The sequence below is a fragment of the Brevundimonas bacteroides DSM 4726 genome, assembly GCF_000701445.1.
GTDB classification, from domain to species: Bacteria; Pseudomonadota; Alphaproteobacteria; order Caulobacterales; family Caulobacteraceae; genus Brevundimonas; species Brevundimonas bacteroides.
The window spans coordinates 358,612-379,949 of sequence record NZ_JNIX01000008.1 but is presented as its reverse complement, the minus strand read 5'-3'; the positions used below and the strand labels follow the sequence as shown (position 1 = coordinate 379,949).

20 protein-coding genes and 1 riboswitch are annotated in these 21,338 nt (G+C 69.4%); of the genes, 13 read left to right on the top strand and 7 right to left on the bottom strand.

The features are described 5' to 3' along the window. The 4 genes from Q333_RS0106735 (at position 1) to Q333_RS0106720 (ending at position 2,030) form a co-directional block, all read left to right on the top strand. Positions 1-540 (top strand): 6-pyruvoyl trahydropterin synthase family protein, encoded by a 540-nt coding sequence (locus tag Q333_RS0106735; RefSeq protein WP_029415986.1) that lies wholly within the window; start codon positions 1-3, stop codon positions 538-540. Positions 541-602: 62 nt separating this feature from the next. Then, positions 603-1,271, top strand: a complete 669-nt coding sequence (locus tag Q333_RS0106730) for a DUF4870 family protein (RefSeq protein ID WP_029415985.1) — start codon at positions 603-605, stop codon at positions 1,269-1,271. A gap of 13 nt (positions 1,272-1,284) precedes the next feature. Further along, positions 1,285-1,674, top strand: coding sequence for a membrane protein (locus Q333_RS0106725; RefSeq protein ID WP_029415984.1), 390 nt, complete (start codon positions 1,285-1,287; stop codon positions 1,672-1,674). 68 nt (positions 1,675-1,742) lie between these two features. Beyond that, a complete protein-coding gene (locus tag Q333_RS0106720; protein WP_029415983.1) occupies positions 1,743-2,030 on the top strand; it encodes a GNAT family N-acetyltransferase in 288 nt (95 codons plus the stop codon). On the opposite strand, the gene Q333_RS0106715 is transcribed toward Q333_RS0106720, so the two are convergent. Then, a complete protein-coding gene (locus Q333_RS0106715; RefSeq protein ID WP_029415982.1) occupies positions 2,027-3,022 on the bottom strand; it encodes an SDR family oxidoreductase in 996 nt (331 codons plus the stop codon). The two genes, Q333_RS0106720 and Q333_RS0106715, sit on opposite strands and share 4 nt — an antisense overlap. Before the next feature lie 102 nt (positions 3,023-3,124). Here Q333_RS0106715 and Q333_RS0106710 point away from each other — a divergent pair, with 102 nt between their 5' ends. Further along, positions 3,125-3,781, top strand: a complete 657-nt coding sequence (locus tag Q333_RS0106710) for a DUF4126 domain-containing protein (RefSeq protein WP_051651182.1) — start codon at positions 3,125-3,127, stop codon at positions 3,779-3,781. Here Q333_RS0106710 and Q333_RS0106705 read toward each other — a convergent pair. The 3 genes from Q333_RS0106705 to Q333_RS0106695 form a co-directional block, all read right to left on the bottom strand. Then, positions 3,753-4,061, bottom strand: coding sequence for a hypothetical protein (locus Q333_RS0106705; protein ID WP_029415980.1), 309 nt, complete (start codon positions 4,059-4,061; stop codon positions 3,753-3,755). The two genes, Q333_RS0106710 and Q333_RS0106705, sit on opposite strands and share 29 nt — an antisense overlap. 133 nt (positions 4,062-4,194) lie before the next feature. Continuing rightward, positions 4,195-6,057: a monovalent cation:proton antiporter-2 (CPA2) family protein gene (locus Q333_RS0106700; RefSeq protein ID WP_029415979.1), complete on the bottom strand. Its 1,863-nt coding sequence runs from the start codon at positions 6,055-6,057 to the stop codon at positions 4,195-4,197. A gap of 61 nt (positions 6,058-6,118) precedes the next feature. Further along, positions 6,119-6,934, bottom strand: a complete 816-nt coding sequence (locus Q333_RS0106695) for an alpha/beta hydrolase (RefSeq protein WP_029415978.1) — start codon at positions 6,932-6,934, stop codon at positions 6,119-6,121. Positions 6,935-6,979: 45 nt separating this feature from the next. On the opposite strand from Q333_RS0106695, the gene Q333_RS0106690 reads away from it, so the two are divergent. The 6 genes from Q333_RS0106690 (at position 6,980) to Q333_RS0106665 (ending at position 14,328) form a co-directional block, all read left to right on the top strand. Beyond that, positions 6,980-7,234, top strand: coding sequence for an Lrp/AsnC family transcriptional regulator (locus Q333_RS0106690; RefSeq protein WP_029415977.1), 255 nt, complete (start codon positions 6,980-6,982; stop codon positions 7,232-7,234). 60 nt (positions 7,235-7,294) lie between these two features. Continuing rightward, positions 7,295-8,473 carry an acyl-CoA dehydrogenase family protein gene (locus Q333_RS0106685; RefSeq protein WP_029415976.1) on the top strand — a complete coding sequence of 393 codons (1,179 nt, stop codon included), beginning with the start codon at positions 7,295-7,297 and terminating at the stop codon, positions 8,471-8,473. A gap of 136 nt (positions 8,474-8,609) precedes the next feature. Beyond that, entirely contained in the window at positions 8,610-9,731 is a 1,122-nt protein-coding gene (locus Q333_RS0106680) for an acyl-CoA dehydrogenase family protein (protein ID WP_029415975.1), read from the top strand. A 105-nt stretch (positions 9,732-9,836) separates the two neighbouring features. Further along, positions 9,837-10,775: an alpha/beta fold hydrolase gene (locus tag Q333_RS16905; RefSeq protein WP_084175818.1), complete on the top strand. Its 939-nt coding sequence runs from the start codon at positions 9,837-9,839 to the stop codon at positions 10,773-10,775. Beyond that, positions 10,772-13,336, top strand: coding sequence for a hypothetical protein (locus Q333_RS0106670; protein WP_029415973.1), 2,565 nt, complete (start codon positions 10,772-10,774; stop codon positions 13,334-13,336). Before Q333_RS16905 ends, Q333_RS0106670 begins: the two co-directional genes overlap by 4 nt. Beyond that, positions 13,333-14,328, top strand: coding sequence for a protein-L-isoaspartate O-methyltransferase family protein (locus tag Q333_RS0106665; protein ID WP_029415972.1), 996 nt, complete (start codon positions 13,333-13,335; stop codon positions 14,326-14,328). The genes Q333_RS0106670 and Q333_RS0106665 overlap by 4 nt, the downstream gene beginning before the upstream one ends. 45 nt (positions 14,329-14,373) lie before the next feature. Here Q333_RS0106665 and metB read toward each other — a convergent pair whose 3' ends face one another. Together metB and metX are read right to left on the bottom strand one after the other, a co-directional pair. After that, positions 14,374-15,570 (bottom strand): cystathionine gamma-synthase, encoded by a 1,197-nt coding sequence (gene metB, locus Q333_RS0106660; RefSeq protein WP_407059712.1) that lies wholly within the window; start codon positions 15,568-15,570, stop codon positions 14,374-14,376. Next, positions 15,567-16,604, bottom strand: a complete 1,038-nt coding sequence (metX, locus tag Q333_RS0106655) for a homoserine O-succinyltransferase MetX (protein ID WP_029415970.1) — start codon at positions 16,602-16,604, stop codon at positions 15,567-15,569. The genes metB and metX overlap by 4 nt, the downstream gene beginning before the upstream one ends. Positions 16,605-16,682: 78 nt before the next feature. After that, positions 16,683-16,798: riboswitch (SAM riboswitch) on the bottom strand. A gap of 433 nt (positions 16,799-17,231) precedes the next feature. Between metX and Q333_RS0106650 the strand changes: the two genes are divergently transcribed. Both Q333_RS0106650 and thrB read left to right on the top strand, forming a co-directional pair. After that, positions 17,232-18,965, top strand: coding sequence for an amino acid kinase family protein (locus Q333_RS0106650; protein WP_029415969.1), 1,734 nt, complete (start codon positions 17,232-17,234; stop codon positions 18,963-18,965). Between the two features lie 3 nt (positions 18,966-18,968). Further along, positions 18,969-19,907 (top strand): homoserine kinase, encoded by a 939-nt coding sequence (gene thrB, locus Q333_RS0106645; protein ID WP_029415968.1) that lies wholly within the window; start codon positions 18,969-18,971, stop codon positions 19,905-19,907. Here thrB and thrC read toward each other — a convergent pair. Next, a complete protein-coding gene (thrC, locus tag Q333_RS0106640) occupies positions 19,904-21,304 on the bottom strand; it encodes a threonine synthase (RefSeq protein ID WP_029415967.1) in 1,401 nt (466 codons plus the stop codon). The genes thrB and thrC overlap by 4 nt on opposite strands. Positions 21,305-21,338: the final 34 nt, after the last annotated feature.

Below are 21,338 nucleotides of genomic sequence, written 5' to 3'. Positions count from 1 at the left end.
ATGCCCCAGGTCCGTTTCACCCGCCGCTTCTCCATGGCCCACCGTCTTCTGGCGGATGGGGCGTCGCGCTGCGCCGTGCCCCACGGCCACAACGAATTCGTCACAGTGACCCTGGCGACGGACCGGGAGATGGAATTCGGCCGGTCCAACTATGTCGCCTCCTTCGAGAGCCTGAAGAAGCGCTGGCACGGCTTCATCGACGGCGCGGTCGACCACGCCTTTCAGGTCGGGTCGAAGGATCCCCTGCTGGACTGGTTCAAGGCGCACGAACCGCACCGGCTGAACCAGATCATGGTCTTCGACGGCGATCCGACCACCGAGGCCTTCGCCATCGCCCTGCGGCGCAAGATCGAGGCGATCCTGTCGGCCGAGGGCTCGGCCTATCGCTGCATCGAACTGGCGCTGGAGGAGACGCCCACCAACACCATCGTCGTCGGCAAGACGCTCAGCGCGGCGGAGCGCGCCTGGATGACCGGCAGCTGGATGGACCGGCCCGATCTGTCGATCAACGACCTGACCGCCAACGACAAACTGGCCTGAGCGCGGCTTGCCTGATCCCGGCCGGACCGCCATTGTCGCAGCCTGACCTTCGAGGAGCCCCGATGGCCGAACCCGGCGATCCGAAAGCGCCCCACGCGCCCGGCGATCACGATCTGGACGACGCGGTCGGCTTCGCCTCGCCCGCCTCGCTCGCCGGGCGTCCGCGCGCGCCCGAGCCCGCGCCGGAACCGCCGACGGCGCCCCAGCCGGTCGCGGAGCCCTCGCTGTTCGACGCCCCCGAGCCGACGGCGCCCCCGGAGCCGCAGCCCCAGCCGGAACCCGTCGCGCCTCCTACCGCGCCGACGCCGTCCCCAGTCTCTGCGACCCCCGCCTGGGCCCGCGAGACGCCTGCGGCCCAGACCTATGGAGGCTTCGGCGCGCGCCGCGAGATCCCCGCGGAGCTGGAGGGCGCGAGCGGCCTCTACACCGTCTATGCACTCATCCTGTTCGCCGTGCCGACGCTGGGCGTCTCGGCCCTGATCGCGCTTCTGGCGGTGACCGGGCGGCCCGGCCCGTCCGGCGACGTCGCCGCCAGCCACTTCGTCTTCCAGCAGCGGACGCTGTGGGCCGGGGCGGTCGTGGCGCTGGCGGGGGCCATCCTGATCGTCGTCGGTCTGGGCGTCTTCGTGCTGTTCCTTCTGGCGGTCTGGCTGATCGTTCGGGGCGCCGCGGGCGTTCTCAAGCTCAAGGCCGGCCGCGCCATGCCCAATCCGCGCGGCTGGCTGATCTGACAGGGACCTGAGGATGACCGACGCCCACCAGCCCCGCTTCCAGCCCGGCCATGAGGGCGAAGGCAAGCCCGCCGCCCTGATCGCCTGGGCGCTCTACATCCTGTCGATCCCCTCGGCGAACCTGCTCGTCATCGTCGGCCTGGTGGTCGCCTATGCGGCGCGCGGATCGGCCACCGGCCTGCCGCGCCAGCACATCGACGCCCAGATCCGGCTGTTCTGGTCCGTGTTCTGGTGGACCATCGCGACCTGGGTGCTGATCGCCGTCAGCGCCGTGGCCTCGCTGGTCCTGATCGGCATCCCCTTCCTGCTGCTGTTCCTGGCGGTCTGGTTCCTGATCAGCGTCTGGTTCACGGTGAAGAGCATCCTCGGCCTGCTGCAGCTGCTTCAGGACAAGCCGGCCTGACGAACCGTCGCCGTTCGGAACAGGCGCGGCACGCAAGCATTCCGGCGGCTCATTCCAGGGAGCAGGCCATGAGCGATCTTCGCGACGTCACCGACAGGCGGCGCTACGAACAGGGCTTCGCCGATGCGCGCGGGACCATCCGCTGCGTGTGGGCGGACTATGCCGATCGCGGCGGCGCCCGCGCCATCCTGCACGTCGAGGCCGAGCGCGAGCTGCGCGGCACGGGCGCGTCGGGCCGCTTCATGCAAAGCCTGGCCGGCCACGCCCGGCGCGAACAGACCAGGCTGATCCCCATCTGCGGATACGCCGTGGCCTGGTTCCGGCGTCACCCGGACCAGGCGGACGTTCTGGCCTAACCCCCGTTGTAGCCGCCGATGATCGGCAGAACCTCGCCGGTGATGAAGCTCGACATCTGCGGCGACGCCAGGAAGACGTAGGCGGGCGCGATCTCCTCCGGCTGGGCCGGGCGCTTCATCACGGTCTTGCCGCCGAACTGGGCCACCTTGTCGGCCTGCTGGTCGGCGGGGTTCAGCGGGGTCCAAACCGGCCCCGGCGCGACCACGTTCACCCGGATGCCTCGCGCCGCCAGGTGCGTCCCCAGCGACCGGGCGAAGGCATGGATGCCGCCCTTGGTCAGGGAATAGTCGAGCAGGTTCTCATTGCCGATGATGCCGGTGACCGAGCCGGTCATGACGATCGCCCCGCCCGACGTCATGTGCGGCACGGCCGCCTTCACCAGGTTGAAGTAGCCGTAGAGGTTGGTCTTCATCGTCCGGTCGAACTGCTCGAACGTCAGATCCTCGAACGCCTCGACGTGCTGCTGGAAGGCGGCATTGGGCACCACCACGTCCAGACGCCCGAAGGCCTTGATCGTCTCGGCGACCGCCATCTCCGAGAAGACCGGGTCGGACACGTCGCCCTTCAGCACGATGGCCCGGCGGCCCTCCGCCTCGACCGCGCGGCGGGTCTCCTCGGCGTCGGCGTCCTCGTCCAGATGGCAGATGGCGACGTCGCAGCCCTCGCGCGCGAACAGCACGGCGACGCCGCGCCCGATGCCGGAATCTCCGCCGGTGACGATGGCGGCGAAGCCCTCCAGCTTGCCCGAACCCTTCCAGAACGGCGCGTCATAGAGCGGCGCGGGATCCAGCGCGGCCTCGTCGCCGGGCTTCCTCTGATGCTGCTCCGGGAAGGGCAGCGCCGGATAAGGACGGGCCCCGGCCTGGACGGCCTTGTCCTTCTGCTCGTCGTCGCCTTCGCTGGCCTTGGCGTCGATGCCGGACTGAATGTCGCGTTCGTGGTCCGCGATGGCTTCGGCGTCGGGTTCGAAGCGGGAGCTGCGGTCGTCCATGGTCTGTCTCCTTGAGGGGCTCCACCAAGAAGACGGCGGACCCGGACGCGGTTCCGGGGCATTATGGTCCGGATGACCGATCGGCGGTCGGCGGAGGCGACGATGGCTTCATTCGATCTGAGCGGGGTGGCCGAGGCGGCGGGGCCGCTCCAGACCTGGGTCCTGCCCGCCCTTCTGGGACTCGGCCTGGCCTCGGCGACGGGTCTTCGGACCTTCCTGCCGCTGCTTATGCTGGCGCTGGCGGCCAAGTTCGGACTGTTCGGGATCGACCTGAACGACCGCATGGCCTGGCTGGCGGACTGGCCGGCGATCAGCACCCTCGCCGTCGCCTCTGTCATCGAGTTCACCGGCGACAAGGTGCCGGTCGTGGATCACGGCCTGAATGTGCTTGGCGCCTTCACCCGGCCCATCGCCGGGGCCGTGGCGGCCGGCAGCGTCTTCGCCGGCGTCGATCCGATGACGGCGGCCATCGCTGGCCTGATCGTGGGGGCTCCGACCGCCTTCGCCTTCAACGCCGCCCAGGGCGGGGCGCGGCTGACCTCGACGGCGACGACCGGCGGGATCGGCAATCCGGTCCTGTCCTTCATCGAGGACGTGCTGAGCTTCCTGATGGTCGTGCTGGCCTTTCTGGCCCCCGTCCTCGTGCCGATCCTGATGATCGTGCTGGCGATCGCGGTGCTCCGACTGGCCCGGCGCGTGCGCGCACGCATGGACGCGCGCGAGGACGCCTTCAGGGCTGGCGTGACACGATCGCCTTGATGGTCTCGGCCTTCATCGGCAGGTCCTCGGCCAGACGCGAGGCGATCTCGCGGGCGCCGACCGGATAGGCGTCGCCGCCCGCCGCGATCTCGCGCGCCTTCGCCGCCGCTTCCACCAGCAGCCGCTCCAGCGCTTCGACTTCCTCAAGCGCCAGGGCGCGAGCCTCGGCCTGCAGGCGCTTCACCCGCTCGGCCGTCGTGGCCGGCGGCCTCATCAGGTCATAGACTTCGGACTCCGCGACCAAACGCAGATCCGGCTTGTTCGGCTTCTTCGGCGCCATCGCAGGAACCCCTTTCGGGCGGTTCAAGAGCTGCGGCGCCGCTTGCGTTCCCGTGGGATCGACGGTCGGCGCTCAAACGTCGCTGTGGTGTGACCTTCACGTGACAGGGGTGTCGGTGGCGGAGCGCGCGAGGTCAGGCCTGTTCCTGGACCCGCTCCTCGCCTTCGTCCTGACCCATCATCTCCGCCGTCTCCTCGTTCAGCGCGCGGCTTTCGCGCTTAGGCTTGACGTAGGGTTCCGGCGTCGGCGTCACCGCCACGGCGTTGCCGCGCATCAGGCCGCGACCGGCGGTGATGCCGCCGGTCATCTGCAGGGTCAGCCGCTCGGCGTCCCTGCGGCGCACGTCCTCGATGGTCTCGGCCGCGTCCTCGGCGTTGAAGCCCAGGTCGACCAGGACCTGCTCGCCGAACTTCAGCGCGGATTCGAAGGTCTCGCGGATCTGATATTCGACGCCGGCCTGGATCAGCCGCAGCGAGTGGCCCCGGTCATAGGCGCGAACGAACAGCTTGGTCAGGGGGAACTCGGCTTTCACCAGCTCGACGATGCGGTCGGCGGTCTCGGGCTTGTCGACGCAGACCAGGATGGTCTCGGCGTCCGCCGCTCCGGAGGCCCGCAGCACGTCCAGCCGGGAGCCGTCGCCGAAATACACCTTGAACCCGAAGTTCCCGGCCGCCTGGATCATCTCCACGTCGTGGTCGATGATCGAGACATCGACGTCGCGCGCCAGCAACGGCTGAGACACCACCTGGGCGAAGCGGCCAAAGCCGATGATCAGCACCCGCTCGCGCAGATTCCGGGCCTCCTCGACGCCCTCCAGCGACGGCGCCTGGCGCGACTTCAGCCGGTCCGCGATCATCACCCGGAACGGCGTCACGGCCATGGACACAATGATCACGGCCGAAGCGATGGCGGCGGTGCGCGGGTCGAACAGACCGGCGGCCAGGGCCGCGCCGTAAAGGACGAAGCCGAACTCGCCCCCCTCGCCCATCAGGGCGGCCCGCTTCAGCGCCTCGTCGTGGGGCGCCTTCATGATCCGGGCGACGCCGTAGACGCCGATCATCTTGGCGGCCATCGACGCCACCACCGCAGCCAGCACGATGCGCCAGTCCTGGATCACGACGCCCAGGTCCAGCGACATGCCGACGCTGAGGAAGAACAGCCCCAGCAGGATGCCCCGGAAAGGCTCCACGTCGGCCTCGAGCTGGTTGCGGAAGCTGGATTCCGACAGCAGCACGCCCGCCAGAAACGCCCCCATCGCCATGGACAGGCCGCCCATGTCCATCGCCCAGGCGGAGCCCAGCACGACCAGCAGGGCGCCCGCCGTCATCACCTCACGCCCGCCGTACCGCGCCAGGATGCGGAACGCCGGGTTCAGGGCCCACTTGCCGATCACATAGACGGCGGCGACGGCCGCCAGGGCCAGGCCGACGGTCATCCAGATCGGCTGGGGGTTCTCGATGGTCGTGCCATAGACCCCCGCGAGCACCGCGACCATGGCCAGCAGCGGCACGATGGCCAGATCCTCGAACAGCAGGATGGAGATGACCCTCTGACCGTCGGTCTCGTTGTTCTCGTTCCGCTCCTCGAGAATCTGCATGACGATGGCGGTGGACGACAGGGCGAAGCCCGAGCCGATGATCAGGGCGACGTACCAGGGCAGGCCGAAGGCGAGGACGGCGCCGGTCAACAGGGTGGCGCAGACGATCACCTGGGCCGCGCCGACGCCGAAGATGTCGTTCCTCAGACTCCACAATCGCTGGGGCCGCATCTCCAGACCGATGATGAACAGGAACATGACGACGCCGAGCTCGGCGACGTGCAGCACGGCCTCGGCGTCCTGAACCATGCCGATGCCGAAGGGGCCGATGATCAGGCCGGCGGCGAGGTAGCCGAGCACGGCGCCCAGGCCGAACCGCTTGAACAAGGGAACCGCGACGACCGCGACGGCCAGCAGGCCCACGGCGTGCCCCAGCCCCATTCCCGTCGGTTCCGCCATGTCCGTCCTCCGCGCCGCTCGACCTATAGTGGCGCTTGGCCTTTACGATTGCGAGAGCGGATCAGGATTTCGCCAGATCGACGATGCGGCGAACCAGCGAACTGTCGGGATCGGTCAGGGGCGACAGCACGGTGAAGTGGTTGAGGCCGGGCAGCGTCTCGAACCGCGTCTCGGCGCCCTTCGCGCCCCATGCGGCGGCCATGTCGCGGGACTGGCGGACGAACTCGACGGTCTCGTCGGCCCCGACCACGCAGTCCAGCACCGTGCCGCCGGGTGCCCCGCCGTTCGGGGCCGGCCAGTGGATCGGCGACAGGGCGCGGGCTTCCAGCCGATCGAGTCCCAGCGCCGCATTGATCGAGGTCGGGACCAGCGGTTCCAGATCGAACACGCCCGAGATGGCCACCGCCGCCGAGGCGCGGCCCTCGCTCAGCAGGCACGCCGCCAGATGCCCGCCGGCCGAATGGCCGAACACTATCGGCCGCTTTCCGGTTCGCTCGCGGAGCAGGGCGGCGGCCTCGCGCATCTGGCCGACGATGCGCGCCAGCCGGACGCTCGGGCACAGGTCGTAGGACGCGACCGCTAGCGACACCCCGTTCGCTACCAGCGCCGGCGCGATCCCGCTGAACCAGTCCTTGTCCAGCGCCTGCCAGTAGCCGCCGTGGATGAACAGGGCGACCGGCGCGTCCGGCCCGGCCTCGAACAGGTCCATCACCTCGCGCTCGCCGGGGCCATAACGGATCAGCGTCGGCGGATGAGCCGCGCGGGCGGCTTGGGCTTCAGCTTTCCATGCCGCCATCAGGGCCGGATGTTCGGGCACGGCGGCGCGGTTATTGTATGCCGCTTCCAGCTCGTCGTCCGAGAGGGGCTTATCCGTCACGCGCGCATCCGCTACCAAGCCCGGGAACCGCCGGGAGCCTGGGCCATGATGACCGCCATCTTCGTCTTCATCAAATGCGAGCTGGGCCACGCCAACGACGTCGCCGCCGACATCGTGGACAACGTCGAGAACGTCTCGGAGGTCTATTCCACCTCGGGCCAATACGACCTGCTGGCCAAGTTCCAGCTGCCCAAGGAGATGGACATCGGCACCTTCGTGACGAAGTCGGTCCAGACCCGGCCCCACATCCGCGACACCTTCACCGTCATCACCTTCTCGCCGTTTCTCCCGACGAAGTGACGCAACGTCAGGCGTGAAACCCTGCTAAATCCCCCGTCAGAGGAAACGCGGGGAACACGCATGACCGACCTGGAGACCTTCCGCGCCGAGACGCGGGCCTGGCTGGAGGCGAACTGCCCGGCCGAGTGCCGCGGACCGGCCGAGAACGACGAGGACCGCGTCTGGGGCGGCAGGAACGCCGTCTTCAAGACGCCCGCGCACAAGCGCTGGATGGAGGTCATGGGCGAGCGCGGCTGGACCGCGCCCGAGTGGCCCAGGGAATACGGCGGCGGCGGCCTCTCCCGCGAAGAGGCCAAAGTGCTGGCCAGCGAGATGCGCCGCATCGACGCCCAGTCGCCGCTGTCGTCCTTCGGCATCTGGATGCTGGGTCCGGCCCTGCTCCAGTTCGGCACCGAGGAACAGAAGAAGCGCTTCCTGCCTGAAATCGTCCGCGGCGAGATCCGCTGGTGCCAGGGCTATTCCGAACCCGGCGCCGGCTCGGACCTGGCGGGGCTGCAGACCCGCGCCGAGGATCGCGGCGACCACTGGATCGTCAACGGCCAGAAGGTCTGGACCTCCTACGCCGACAAGGCCGACTGGATCTTCTGCCTGGTCCGCACCGACCCGGACGCGCCCAAGCACCTGGGCATCAGCTTCGTCCTGTTCGACATGGCCACGCCCGGCGTGACGACCCGGCCGATCACCCTGATCAGCGGCAAGTCGCCCTTCTGCGAGACCTTCTTCGACAACGTCCGTGTCGAGAAGGAGAACCTGGTCGGGACCCTGAACCGGGGCTGGGACGTCGCCAAGGCGCTCCTGGCGCACGAGCGGACCATGATCGGCGCCATGGGCGACATGGGCCGGCCGATGGGTCAGGTGGCGGTGGACTCGCTCGGCCTGGACGACAGCGGCCGGCTGGACGAGCCCATGCTGCGGACCAAGATCGCCGAGCTGGAGATCGACGTCGCCGCCTTCCGCCTGTCGATGGAGCGGGTCGGCGATCAGGTGAAGGCCAGGCAGGTGTCACCCGCCATCGCGTCGATGCTGAAGTACTACGGCTCGGAGCTGAACAAGCGCCGCCACGAACTGGCGATGGCGGCGGGCGGGTCGGACGCCCTGGAGTGGGAGAGCGAGCGGTCCAAGGGCGGCACCCCGGCCCGCGAATGGCTGCGGACCAAGGCCAACTCCATCGAGGGCGGCACCAGCGAAGTCCAGCTGAACATCATCGCCAAACACCTGCTGCAGTTGCCGGGGGTGTAAGGACCCACATTTCGCTGCCCTCGGACTTGATCCGAGGGCCGGACGATCTGCCGCTCGTGCGACCGAACCGACGCACAGACCGCATAACATCCGATCCTCGGATCAAGTCCGAGGATGACGGAGTGGAAACGACGACATGCCCCTGATCCTCACCGAAGAACAGACCATGCTGAAGGAGGCCGCCGACGGCTTCCTGGCCGAGCACGCGCCCATCACCCATCTGCGCCAGCTCCGCGACAGCCGCGACGCGGAGGGCGTCTCGCGTGAGCTGTGGCGGGCGTTCGGGGAGATGGGCTTCGCGGGCGTCATCATCCCCGAAGAGCATGGCGGGTCCGGCCTGGGCGCGGTGGAGGCCGGCGTGGTGGCCGAGGCGCTGGGCCGCACCCTGACCCCCAGCCCCTTCTTCGGATCCAGCGTGCTGGCCGCCCGCATCCTGATCGACGCGGCCTCGGCCGAGCAGCAGGCGGCCTGGCTGCCCAAGATCGCGGCGGGCGAGGCCATCCTGTCGCTCGCCGTCGACGAGGGCCCCAAGCACCAGCCCTCGCGCATCGCGACGACGGCGGAGCGCAGCGGCAACGGCTTCAAGCTGAACGGGGCCAAGGGTTTCGTGCTCGACGGCCACATCGCCGACGCCCTGATCGTCGCGGCGAAGACCGAAACGGGCACGACCCTGTTCCTGGTCGATCCGAAGACCGCCGGGATCGAGATCGAGCGCACCGTCATGGTCGACGCCCACAACGCCGCCCGGATCACGCTGAAGGACGTCCAGGTCGACGCCGATGCCGTGATCGGCGCGGTCGACGGCGGGGAGGGCGCACTCAACGCCGCGCTCGACCTCGGCCGGGCCTGCGCCGCCGCCTGCCTGACCGGCGCCGGCGACGAGGCCTTCCGCGTCACGGTCGAATACCTGCGCACCCGTAAGCAGTTCGGCCGCGCCATCGGCGAGTTCCAGGCGCTCCAGCACCGCGCCGCCCACCTGTTCACCGAGTTGGAGATCGCCAAGGCCGCGACGCTCGCCGCGCTTCAGCGCCTCGACGCGGGCGCCGACAAGGCCGACCTCGCCGTCTCGGTCGCCAAGGCCAAGGCGGGCCGCGTCGCCGAGCTGGCCGTGCAGGAGGCGGTGCAGATGCACGGCGGCGTCGGCATGACCGACGAATACGACGTTGGTCTCTTCATGAAGCGTGTCCGTGTGCTGAACGAACTCCTGGGCGACGCGGGCTTTCATGCCGACCGACTTGCTCGCGCCGGCGGTTACTGACCAATCCAAGGGGCGGTGCATCGGCGCCACGCCGTTAAGCCTATCGCTCCCGCGCCCGGCGAAGGCTCTCGACACGAGATTGCGCCCGGTTTCCTATCCACGGCGATGAAGCCCAACGGTTCGTCAACCCTGCCGGCATGGACACGGGCGGCCATGGTCGGCGTGATGGGGGGGATCGTTCTCGCAACGGCGACGGCCGCGTCGGGGGGCGTGGTCGAGGCGGCGGAGAGCCGCAGCTTCATCACCTCGGACGGGGCCCGTCTTCACTTTCTGGAGGCGGGCCCCGCTGGGGCACAGACGGTCCTGTTCGTTCCTGGATGGACCATGCCGGGCTGGATCTTTGAGAGGCAGATCGAGGCCTTGTCCGACCGGTTTCATGTCCTCGCGCTCGACCCGCGGGGGCAGGGCCAGAGTGAGGTCACCCGGTTCGGCTACACCCATGAGCGACGCGGTCGCGATGTCGGCGAGCTGATCGATCATGCTGCGACTGGACCGGTGGTGCTAGTCGGTTGGTCCCTGGGCGTGCTGGACAGTCTTGCCTGGGTGGCACAGGCCGCCGACACCCGCATCGCAGGGCTGGTTCTCATCGATAACTCCATCGGCGAGGAGCCTGCGCCTCGCCCCAGCGCCAGTCCGCAGCGCGCTGCTATGCCACCGGACTTGCCGCCTGACGAACGCCGCGCGCGCCGCGCCGCCTTCGTGGCGGGTATGTTCGCCCATGATCCAGGTGCCGAGTATCGCGCTCGCCTCACCGATGAGGCCTTGAGGATGACGCCAGAGGACGAGCGACGGTTGCTGGCTTACGACGTTCCGCGCGCGTACTGGCGGTCGGCGCTTCATTCGATGTCCGTGCCCGTCCTGTACGCGGTACGGCCGCGCTGGCGCGAGCAAGGCGACAATCTGGTGCGCACGCACCCAGATGCCGAGATGGTCGTTTTCGAGAGCGCGGGTCATGCCCTGTTTGTGGACGAAGCCGATCGGTTCAACAGCCTGCTGATCGACTTCCTTGAGCGCCGCGTCACGCAGCGGAGCGCGGTCCGGTGAGCACCACCTCCGACAAGGCCCGGGCCGCCCTGATCCCGCTGTTCCTGATCGCCATGGGCGTGGTCGGGATCGAGAACGCGCTGACGCGGTACTTCGCCGTCGCGAAATGGTCCGAGTACGGATACTGGATCATTTCGATCGTCATGGCCGGGTTCGCGTTGTCCGGCGTGGTGGTCGCGCTGTTCCGCGACGCGGTGGCCCGGCACGGTGTCCTTCTCCGAACCATCCTGCCGGCTGCGATGGTCCTGGCGGCAGCGCTGGGATACCAGGCCGTGACGGCCAACCCCTTCAATCCGCTGCAACTTCAGAACCCGACCACCTGGCCGGATCAGGTCCGCAACATCGGGCTCTACTACGCGGTCCTGCTGCCCTTCTTCTTCCTGGCCGGGCTCTACATCAGCCTGATCTTCATCCTGAACCATCGCGAGATCGGCCGGGTCTATGGCTACGACCTGATCGGGGCGGGCCTGGGCGCGGCGCTGGCGTTGGGCCTGATGTTCGTGATCCACCCCTTCCTGCTGGCCCCGGTGCTGATGATCCCGCTGGCGCTCGCTCCGGTGTTTCAGCCCGGTAAAGGCCGATGGGCGGGGATCGGTCTGTCCGCTGCCGCCTTCGTCGGAGCCCAGGCCATTCTGTTCACGGGCACGGCCCCGGCTTTCTCCGAGTTCAAGGCCATCTATGCGCCGCTGAATACGCCGGGCGCCGCCGTGGTCGCCGAGGTCCGCCAGCCGCGCGGGCACTATCTGCTTCTGGAGAACTTCACGGAGCGCGTGGACGCGGACGTCTTGAACAACGCCGGCATGATGGGGGTGTCCGGTCCGCCGTCGACCTATGGCCTGTACCGCGACGGCAACCGCATCGCGGCCCTGCCCAAGGCCGGGGCGCTGGAGGCCGCCTACGCCCCGAGCGCCCTTTCCGCCGCCCCCTATGCGCTCCGGCCCGGTGCCGAGGCGCTGCTGGTTGGACTGTCCGGCGGATACCGCCCGGCCGAGGCGCTCCGGCTGGGAGCTGCGCGCATCGAGGGGGTGGAGGGCGAACCGGTTCTGCGCGCCGCCCTGATCAATGGCCTCGGCCCCTCGCCGGCGCTGGCACCCGATCCCCGCTTCACCCTTCTGGAGGGCGGGCCGATCGCGGCGGCCTGGCGAGCCGGGCCGAACGCCTATGACGTCATCGACCTGTCCGCCGACTTCGTGGACGCGGCTCCCGCCAACGTGGCCGGCGTCACGGCCGAGGCGATGCACGCCTATCTTGCCGCGCTGAAGCCGGGGGGCATGGTGTCGGTCTCGGTCTCGATCCGCGACTTTCCCGTCTATGCGCTGCGGGTGCTGGCGACCGCGCGACAGGCCCTGGCCGGCATGGGGGTCGCCGATCCGTCCGCCCACGTCATGGTCTACCGCTCGGCCTGGAACGCGCGGATCCTGATCAGCTCCACCCCCTGGTCGGCGGCCGACGTGGCCGCGCTTCAGGCCTGGGCGGCCGAGCGGTCGTTCGACGTCTCCTGGCGACCTGGTCTGGATGTGGCAGCGGCCCGCTCCAGCCTGTTCAACGACCTGCCCAGCGTCTCCTTCGCCAGCGGCCAGATCGTCTCGACCGGCCCCAATGACGCCATCGCCAATGAGGTCGAGGCCGTGCTGGCCGGGCGGCCGTCGCCTTCTGCCCAGGCCTTCCACATCCGGCCCGCGACACTGGACAGACCCGCCTTCTACGCCTCTCTGCGGCTGGAGGACCTGCCCACCCTGATCCGGCGGCTCGAAGTCCTGCCCCAGGCCGAGATCGGCGCTCTGGTGAACATCGCGGTGCTCGGTCAGGCCATCGTCATCGCGCTGCTCGTCCTCGCAGCGCCCCTGCAGTTTCGCCGCCGGACCAGTGGCGCGACGGACAAGCCGCGCGCCTGGCCCGCGCTCTATTTTCCCGCGCTCGGCCTCGGCTTTCTCCTCATCGAGATCTGGCTGATCGACAAGGCGGCCTTCTGGCTCAACGACTATTCGTCCGCCTTCGCCCTGGTCCTGACGTCGATGCTGATCTTCTCCGGTCTGGGCAGCATGATCGCGGGACGCTGCGCCGCCCTGCCCAAGGCCGCGTCGCTGATCGGCCTGATCGTCATCCTCGGCTGGATCGCGGCCATGTGGGTGGGGGCCGAGGATTTCATGATGCGCACGCTGGATCAGCCCTGGGCGATCAAGGGCGCGATGGTCGTCCTCGCCGCCGCGCCGGTTTCACTGGCGCTCGGGCTGCCGTTCCCGCTCGGTCTGATCCAGGTCGGCGACGGCCGGGCCCTGCCCTGGGCCTGGGGGTTAAACGGCGCCTTCTCGGTCGTGGCCACGCCGCTGGCCAATCTCATGAGCCGCGACATCGGCTTCTCCTCCCTGCTGATCGTCGGGGCGGGGCTCTATGCTGTGGCCTTCCTCGTCCTGCCCGTCGCGGCACCCCGGCCGAAGTCCGCCCCGATCTTCGAGCCCGCGCCACCCGCCGATCCCTTCGCCGACCTGCCCGAACCGGCGGCGGCCTCTCTCGATCCCTTCCCTGCGGACACCCGCCACAACCAGACGAGCCCCGCATGAGCCCGATTAACCGTCGCGCCCTTCTGACCGCCGCCGGAGCCACCGCGCTGTCGGGCCTCGCCGCCTGCGACGAGCAGACCCTGAAGACCGTCCAGGCGCGCCTCAATCCGACCCAGGCGACCGGTGGAGCAGGGGCGGGAGCCGCTGCGCCCGCTGGCAACGCGGTGGCCGAAGCGGGCGCGACCTCGGCCGTGTCCGAGACCGTCCGCATGCCGAGCGAGCCGTGGACCTATGCCCGCTTCAACACGGCCATGGAGGCTTCAGAGCGTCCCCACACTCTTTCGGAAGCCCAGTTCAATGAGGTTCAGACGCGCAAACCCGCCGCCATCGAGCGCATCCGCGTCTATCTCGACAGCCGCTTCGGCGCGCACGATCCCAACGTGGTTCGGGCCTTCGAGAGCGTGCCGCGAGACTTCTACCACTACGCCTATGCGTCCGACGAATCGACCGCCTATCAGGCCTATGAGGCCGATCCCAAGCCTTGGGCCATCGGCCATGGCAGCGTGCTGTCAGACTATCTGGGCCAGGCCTACATGACCCAGTTGGCGGCTCCCAAGCCCACCGACGTGACGCTGGAGATCGGCACGGGTTCTGGCTTCCAGTCTTCGCTGCTCAGCCGCATCGTGCGCGACAGCTACACCATCGAGATCATCCAGCCGATCGGCCAGGCGGTGGGAAAGATCTTCGATCCTCTCGGCTACGACAACGTGCACTCGCGGGTCGGCGACGGCTATTTCGGCTGGCCCGAGGTGACCGAAGGCTTCGACACCATCATGCTGACCTGCGTGGCCCAGTACGCCCCGCCCGAGCTGTTCCGGCAACTCAAGCCGGGCGGCAAGCTGATCATCCCGATCGGCCAACCGTTCCGCCGGGGCCAGGTCCTCTACGTCTATACCAAGGACGCCGATGGCCGCGTTCGCAGCCGCCGCGACGTGGGCGTCTTCTTCATTCCCATGACCGGGGCCATGCAAACCCAGGCTCGGCCAGCCTGACGGTCTCCTCCCCATTCGCCAAGCGGCCGACGGGGAGGAGACAGGTCACGCGGCCTCAGCCTCTGCCCGCACCGGTGTGAGCGCGTCCAGTGCCTGAACAAGGTCGGCGATCAGGTCGTCCTCATGCTCCAGTCCGACCGAGAGCCGCAGCAGTCCATCGGTGATGCCGGCGACCCTGCGGGCCTCTGGCGTCATGGCGGCGTGGGTCATGGAGGCCGGATGGGCGATCAGGCTTTCAACGCCGCCCAGGCTCTCGGCCAGAGTGAAGGCGTCCAGGGTCTCGACCAGACATCGTACTGCCTCGACCCCGCCTGCCATCTTGAAGCTCAGCATGGCGCCGAAGCCCTTCTGCTGGCGCGCCGCCAGCGCATGGCTGGGATGGGTCTTCAGCCCCGGATAGTGCACCGCAGACACGGCCGGATGGGCTTCCAGCAGGGCCGCGACCTTGCCCGCCGTGGCCTGTTGCCGCTCGATCCGCGCGAACAGGGTCCGCACGCCCCGGAGCGTCAGATAGGCGTCGAATGGCGATCCCGTCACGCCCAGACAGTTGGCCCACCAGGCCAGCTCCGCATGATCCGCCGGATCGGCGCAGATCACAGCGCCCCCGACCACGTCGGAATGGCCGTTGATGTACTTGGTCGTGGAGTGGATCACGATGTCGGCGCCCAGCGCGATCGGCGTCTGGAGCGCGGGCGACAGGAAGGTGTTGTCGGCCACCACCTTGGCCCCGACACGACGCGCGCGGGTACAGATGTCGGCGATGTCGACGACGCGCAGCAGGGGGTTGGACGGCGTCTCGACCAGCACCAGCTTCGGGTTCAGTCGCAGCGCGGACTCCAGCGCGGCCGGGTCGCCCTGATCGACCCACAGAACCTCGAAATGACCCTTTTTCGCCCGCGCGGTTAGCAGGCGGTGGGTGCCGCCATAGCAGTCGTGCGGGGCGATCAGCAGATCGCCTGGCTCCAGCAAGGACAGCGGCAGGTCGACCGCCGCCATGCCGGTCGCGGTGACGACGCAGCCCGCCCCGCCTTCCAGCTCCGCCAGGGTCTCGGCGAGCACGTCGCGGGTGGGATTGCCGGACCGGCTATAGTCGTAGGTCCGCTTCTGCTCGAAGCCAGCGAAGGAATAGTTCGAGGATAGATAGAGCGGTGGCATGACAGCGCCGTGGGCCGTGTCCTGATCGACGCCGGAGCGGGCGCAGGTGGTGTGGGCGTGCCGCCCCTTCTTGCTGGACAGGCTCACTGGGCGATCTCCTTCAGGGCGGCGCGGAGGATGGCCCCGACGACCTCGTCCTCCTTGAGGAAGGCGTCGTGGCCATACAGCGACGACGCCTCGACGAAGCGGAACAGGGTGGGAAGGCGGGCGGCGAGCTCGCGCACATCCTCGATCGGCACGAGCCGGTCGGAGGTGAAGCCGACCAGGGTCGTGGGCGTGACGATGGCCTCGGGCGTCACGGTGTGGCGGTCGATGGAGTCCGACAGCGACAGCCAGCGCGCCGGCGTCGTGTGATTGCGATAGGCCCGGCCCCGCGCCGTCAGATAGTCGCAGACCGGATAGGCACCGCCGACGCGCGCGGGGGCCTCGGTCTCGAACCGCTCGCCGAACTCCTCGGCGGTGCGATAGGTCGTCATGGCCAGTTCGCGGGCGAGCGCCACGCCGTCCTCGGGCCGGCCGGCGGCTTCGGCCAGCTGCAGGATGCGGCGCTGGATGCCGCGCCAAGCCGTCGCCTGGGGATGGGCCCGGTGGGCGGCGGAGACTACGACCAGCTGCCCGACCCGCTCGGGGAACAGCTCGGCGAAGGCCAGACCGATCATCCCGCCGTAGGAGCAGCCAACGAAGGCCGAGACGATGGGGTCGCCAAGCGCATCGAGGATGACGGCCAGCAGCCGCGCCTGGTCGTGGGTGGTGATGGTGACCGGCCTGGCTGCCGGCGCGGTTTCCGGCGCGTAATCGAAAGCCAGGACCTGGAAGCGGTTCAGGTCGATCGGGCCTCGGATCGACACCGCGCCCGACCACCAGCCGAGGCCGTTCGTTTCCGTGCGATGCACGAACCGCCCCGCCCAGATGCCGCCTGCGACCACCACCAGCGGGGCACCCTCGCGGCCGTGCAGACGGCCGACGATCCGGCGCTGGGCCAGCCGCTCGCCGGACTGGAGCCGGAAGTCGGCGGGAATCTCGACCGGAAGGTCGACGGCGACATTGCCACGCGCGATCCGGGGCACGCGAGCAATGTCGCGACAGAGAGGGTCTGAGATGGTCTGGGTGTCGAAAGCCATGTCGTCGTCCGCATCGTCCTGCTCAGCAAGACTCCGGACGCGGTGACAGACCGTGGAGACGTCGCCTGATCGACGCTCCACTCATCTCTCGCGGAAGGTCGAGACCCTCCCCGCAGGAGTTGGCACCGTTCGGGCGGAACCCGATGGTTGCCCCGGCGTCAAAGGGCCTATCCCTCAGCCGGTCTTGATGAGTGACGTTACGTTGCGAGTGCGAAGAGCGCGGGTCAAGAGAAAAAATCTACCTCCAGTCGAAGCTCGATCGCAGAATGCGTGGCGCAAAAACCTCAGCTTGGTGTCGGGATGAAAGAAAAATGCGCAAAACGGGTTGACGGCGGCGGTCGTGCCCGACACCCTCATACCCACGATATTCCTGAGGTCCGCCCCCTGTCCCGTCTCGGCCGCATCGCCGTTTCGCTTTCGACGCCCGCTCTCGCGGCACTGTCGATGACGCCTGCGACCCAGATTTCGACCACCACCGGTATGACCACCACCGGCCCCTCGCGGGCGGGGACAGGTTAGCGCGCGCGGTCGATAAGACAGCCCCAGCAAACCCCACCCGCCCGGCCCCGGCCCGGCGGGTTTTCTTTCGCCCGAAACCCACCTTCCTCTTCGAAACGGACCACTCCAATGCCCCACGCCAAAGCCCACCTCGCCGTCGTTCAGAAACCGCTGCCGGAGGCCGCGCCCGCCCCGGAGGTCGTCGTCCTCAAGTTCGGCTCCTCGATCCTGAAGGACCAGGCCTGCGCCCCCGTCGTGGCGTCGGAGGTCTATGGGCATGTCCGTGCCGGACGGAAGGTCGTGGCCGTGGTCTCGGCGCTCGGCGGCCATACCGATCGGCTGCTGGCCGACGCCCGTGCGCTCGGTCTCGACCACGAGAACGACCTGCTGCCCGCCTACGTCGCCCAGGGCGAGGAGCAGGCGGCGGCCCTGGTCGCGATCGCGTGCGACCGCATCGGGCTGGACGCCTGCGCCCTGTCGGTGCGCGAGCTCGGCATCGTGGCCGAGGGACCGGTCGAGCACGCCCATCCCGTCGCCCTGCACGCCGAGGCGCTAAACCGCGCCATCGCCGCGCATCAGGTGGTGATCGTACCGGGCTTCGGCGCCGTCGGACCGAGCGGCCGCGTCGTCTTGCTGGGCCGTGGCGGCTCGGACCTGACGGCGGTGTTCCTGGCCGCCGAGCTGGGGCTGAAGCGCGCGCGTCTGGTGAAGGACGTCGACGGCCTCTACGACCGCGACCCGGCCTCGGCGTCGGGCAAGCCGCTGCGGTTCCGTCGCGCCAGCTGGGACGACGCGCGTCGCCACGGCGGCGCTCTGGTCCAGCACGACGCCATCGATCTGGGCCAGGAACGGTCGGTCGAGATCGAGGTCGCCGCCATCGGCCGATCCGACTGCACCGTCGTGGGCGAGGCGTCGGCGCCTCCGGGACCGTCCGTGCCGGACGCGCCGCTGAAGGTCGCCATCGCCGGCTGCGGCGTGGTGGGCGGAGGTCTGCTGCAACGTCTTCAGGCCGACAATCGTTTCGAGGTGGTCGGCGTCCTCGTGCGCGATCCGAAGAAGCCGCGCGACGTCGACGCGCCTGCGCATCTGTTCACCGCCGACCGCGAGGCGTTGGTGGCGCTCCAGCCCGACATCCTGCTGGAGGCCCTGTCGGAAGGCGGGGCCGGCCACGACCTGATCCGCGCCGCGCTGGAGCAGGGCATCGATGTCGCCAGCGCCAACAAGCAGGCGATCAGCCGCGACCCGCAAGGGCTGGCCGATCTTTCGCGGGCCAAGGGCGCGCGACTGGCCTATTCGGCCGCGGTCGGCGGTGGCGCGCCGATGATCGAGACGGTGCGCGCCGCGCGCGCCGCCGGGCCGATCCGGGGGTTCGAGGCCATCCTGAACGGCACGGTCAACTTCATGCTCAGCCGCATTCAGGCCGGCGCCGACTTCGCCGACGCGCTCGCCGACGCTCGGGTGGCCGGCTTCGCGGAAGAGGATCCGTCGTCGGACCTGGAGGGCCGGGATTCCGCCGCCAAGGTCCGGCTGCTGGCCTTTGAGGCCTTCGGTCGCCCGGCCGCGGAGGTGCCCTGCGCCGTGCTGTCGGAAGAGTTCCTGCCCGCCGGACCGGTCCGCCAGATCGGGGCCTGTTTCCGCGAGGGCGATGCGCTCAAGGCCTCGGTTTCGCTTGACGTCGGCCTCGACGACCCGTTCTTCCTCGCCCTGAACGGGGAGAGAAACGGCGTGAAGGTCTTTGGCGAGGATGGGCGGGTGTGGTCGTGCGGCGGACGCGGCGCGGGCCGCTGGCCGACGACCGAGAGTGTGCTGGCCGACCTGAACGACATCGTGCGCGCGCGGCATGCATCTCTGGGACACCACTAGGGCGTGGCGGTCTTCACTCCGGTCTCGGACGACCAGGCGCGCGCGTTCCTGAGGGACTATGACCTCGGCGATCTGGTCGCGCTACACCCGATCGCCGAGGGGGTGGAGAACACCAACTATCGGCTGGAGACCCTCGGCACCCGCCACGTCCTAACGCTGTTCGAGGCGCGGACAGACGCGGCGTCGCTGCCGTTCTGCCTGAGCCTGACCGATCATCTGGCGGCGCGCGGCTATCCTGCGCCGCGTCCGGTGCGACGCCATGATGGCGGCTGGGTCGGGACGCTGAACGGCCGACCGGCGGCGGTGATCGAGTGGCTGGAGGGGGCCTGGCTCCGCGACCCATCGCCCGCCGACCTGGAAGCGGCGGGGGCAATGCTCGCCCGGCTGCATTTGACGGCTGCCGACTTTCCGTTGAGGCGGGACAACCCGGTCGGTCCTGAGGCTTGGTGTCGTCTCGCCGTTCGCAGCGCCACGGCCGCGACCGGCGCGGATCGAGCGATCCTCGATGAAGCCGAGGCGCTCCTGACCGACCTGGCCGATCCGTTTGCGGAAGACCTGCCGGCCGGACCGATCCACGCCGACTATTTCCCGGACAATGTGCTGGTCGAGGATGGCCGGGTCTCGGGCGTGATCGACTTCTACTTCGGTTGCACCGGGCCGCTGGCTTATGACCTGGCCATCGCTCTGAGCGCCTGGGGATTCGACGGGTCCGGCGCGCTGATCCCCGGAGCGGTCGAGGCCTTTCGGCGCGGCTACGAGGCGGTCCGTCCCCTGACCCCCGCCGAGGCCGCCGCCCTGCCGCGACTGGGCCAGGCGGCGGCGCTTCGCTTCACCCTGACCCGGCTGCACGACCGGGTCTTCCACGACCCGACCAAGCTGGTGACGCCCAAGGACCCCGACGCGTTTCTCCGGCGCGCGGCCTGGTGGGCGATCCAGACCTAGGCTGCGAAATCGCGCACGGCGGCCAGTGCCTCAACTGCATCGGCCCCGATCACCTCAAACCGTTCGGCGCGGTCGCCGATGGCGCGGATGACCTCCGGCGGGTCAGGGTTGAAGCCGACGACTGGGGCGACGTCCTTGCCGAACTTTGCGGGGTGGGCAGTGGCCAGCGCTACGACCGGCCCCGCCGATCGGTCGACGCCGCGCGCGACCGACAGGGCGACGGCGGTGTGGGGGCAGACGACCTGGCCCCAGGCGGCGTGGGCCTGGGCGATCTGGGCGCGGGTCGTCGCCTCGTCGACGGAGACGGCGGAGACTTCGCGGCGCAGCGCGGCCAGAAGTTCGTCGGGCAAGGTCACCCTTCCGTCGCGGGCGAAGTCGGAGAACAGGCCGCGCGTCAGGTCGGCGTCGCGGCCGGACGCCTCATAGACCAGACGCTCGAAGTTGGACGGCGCCTGGACATCCATGCTGACCGAGGACGTCTCGACCGCCGCGCGACGAGCGTAGACGCCCTCGTTGATGGCGCGGGCCAAGGCGTCGTTGCCGTTGACGGCGGCGACCAAGCCGCGCGTCGGCAAGCCCATCTTCGACGCCGCGATCCCGGCGAAGGCGTCGCCGAAGTTGCCGGTGGGCACGACGAAGACGGGCGGGCGCGTCTCGCCCTGAGCGGCCAGCTGCGAAACCGCCGACAGGTAATAGGGGATCTGCCCCGCCAGCCGTGACCAGTTGATCGAGTTGACGCTGCTGAAGCGGCCGTGGGCGCGCAAGGACTCGTCGGCGAGCAGGCCCTTCACCAGACGCTGGCAATCGTCAAAATCGCCCCGGACGGCGAGGTTCAGAACGTTGTCCGCGTCGACCGTCGTCATCTGCCGACGCTGGACCGGCGAGACCCGCTCGTGGGGATGGAGCACGATCAGGCGGATGCGCGGCTGGTTGGCGAAGGCGGCGACGGCGGCGGCGCCCGTGTCGCCGCTGGTGGCCGTGACCAGCGTCAGCCGCTCGCCCGACGCCGCCAGGGCCTCAGCCGACAGGGCGGCGGCCAGCTGCATGGCCAGGTCCTTGAAGGCGGCGGTCGGGCCGTGGAACAGCTCAAGCAGATAAAGGCCGTCTTCGAGCTGGCGCAGCGGGGTGACCTCAGGCGGGACGAAGCCGGCGATCAAGCGATCCAGCCCCCGGTCCAGCGCGCCCTTGGGAAGGGCCGCGCCGATGAAGGGCGTCATGGTGGTTTGGGCCATCTCGGCGTAGGCGCGGTCGGGAGCCCAGGCGTCCGGCGTCAGGGTGGGCCAGTCGACCGGCATGTAGAGGCCGCCGTCCGGTGCCATGCCGCGCAGCAGGGCCTCGGCGAAGTCGGCGACCGGGGCGGCGCCCCGGGTGGAAACGTATCGAGCGGCGTGTTGCATCGCACACGACGCTAGCCGGAGCCCGGCCGTCTGG

Coding starts and splice junctions, on each gene's coding strand:
- thrC (WP_029415967.1), bottom strand. CDS start 21,304: ATGCAACACGCCGCTCGATACGTTTCCACCCGGGGCGCCGCCCCGGTC.
- Q333_RS0106725 (WP_029415984.1), top strand. CDS start 1,285: ATGACCGACGCCCACCAGCCCCGCTTCCAGCCCGGCCATGAGGGCGAA.
- Q333_RS0106710 (WP_051651182.1), top strand. CDS start 3,125: ATGGCTTCATTCGATCTGAGCGGGGTGGCCGAGGCGGCGGGGCCGCTC.
- Q333_RS0106730 (WP_029415985.1), top strand. CDS start 603: ATGGCCGAACCCGGCGATCCGAAAGCGCCCCACGCGCCCGGCGATCAC.
- Q333_RS0106685 (WP_029415976.1), top strand. CDS start 7,295: ATGACCGACCTGGAGACCTTCCGCGCCGAGACGCGGGCCTGGCTGGAG.
- metX (WP_029415970.1), bottom strand. CDS start 16,604: ATGGCTTTCGACACCCAGACCATCTCAGACCCTCTCTGTCGCGACATT.
- Q333_RS0106690 (WP_029415977.1), top strand. CDS start 6,980: ATGATGACCGCCATCTTCGTCTTCATCAAATGCGAGCTGGGCCACGCC.
- Q333_RS0106665 (WP_029415972.1), top strand. CDS start 13,333: ATGAGCCCGATTAACCGTCGCGCCCTTCTGACCGCCGCCGGAGCCACC.
- Q333_RS0106715 (WP_029415982.1), bottom strand. CDS start 3,022: ATGGACGACCGCAGCTCCCGCTTCGAACCCGACGCCGAAGCCATCGCG.
- Q333_RS0106720 (WP_029415983.1), top strand. CDS start 1,743: ATGAGCGATCTTCGCGACGTCACCGACAGGCGGCGCTACGAACAGGGC.
- Q333_RS0106650 (WP_029415969.1), top strand. CDS start 17,232: ATGCCCCACGCCAAAGCCCACCTCGCCGTCGTTCAGAAACCGCTGCCG.
- Q333_RS0106680 (WP_029415975.1), top strand. CDS start 8,610: ATGCCCCTGATCCTCACCGAAGAACAGACCATGCTGAAGGAGGCCGCC.
- Q333_RS16905 (WP_084175818.1), top strand. CDS start 9,837: ATGAAGCCCAACGGTTCGTCAACCCTGCCGGCATGGACACGGGCGGCC.
- Q333_RS0106700 (WP_029415979.1), bottom strand. CDS start 6,057: ATGGCGGAACCGACGGGAATGGGGCTGGGGCACGCCGTGGGCCTGCTG.
- Q333_RS0106705 (WP_029415980.1), bottom strand. CDS start 4,061: ATGGCGCCGAAGAAGCCGAACAAGCCGGATCTGCGTTTGGTCGCGGAG.
- Q333_RS0106735 (WP_029415986.1), top strand. CDS start 1: ATGCCCCAGGTCCGTTTCACCCGCCGCTTCTCCATGGCCCACCGTCTT.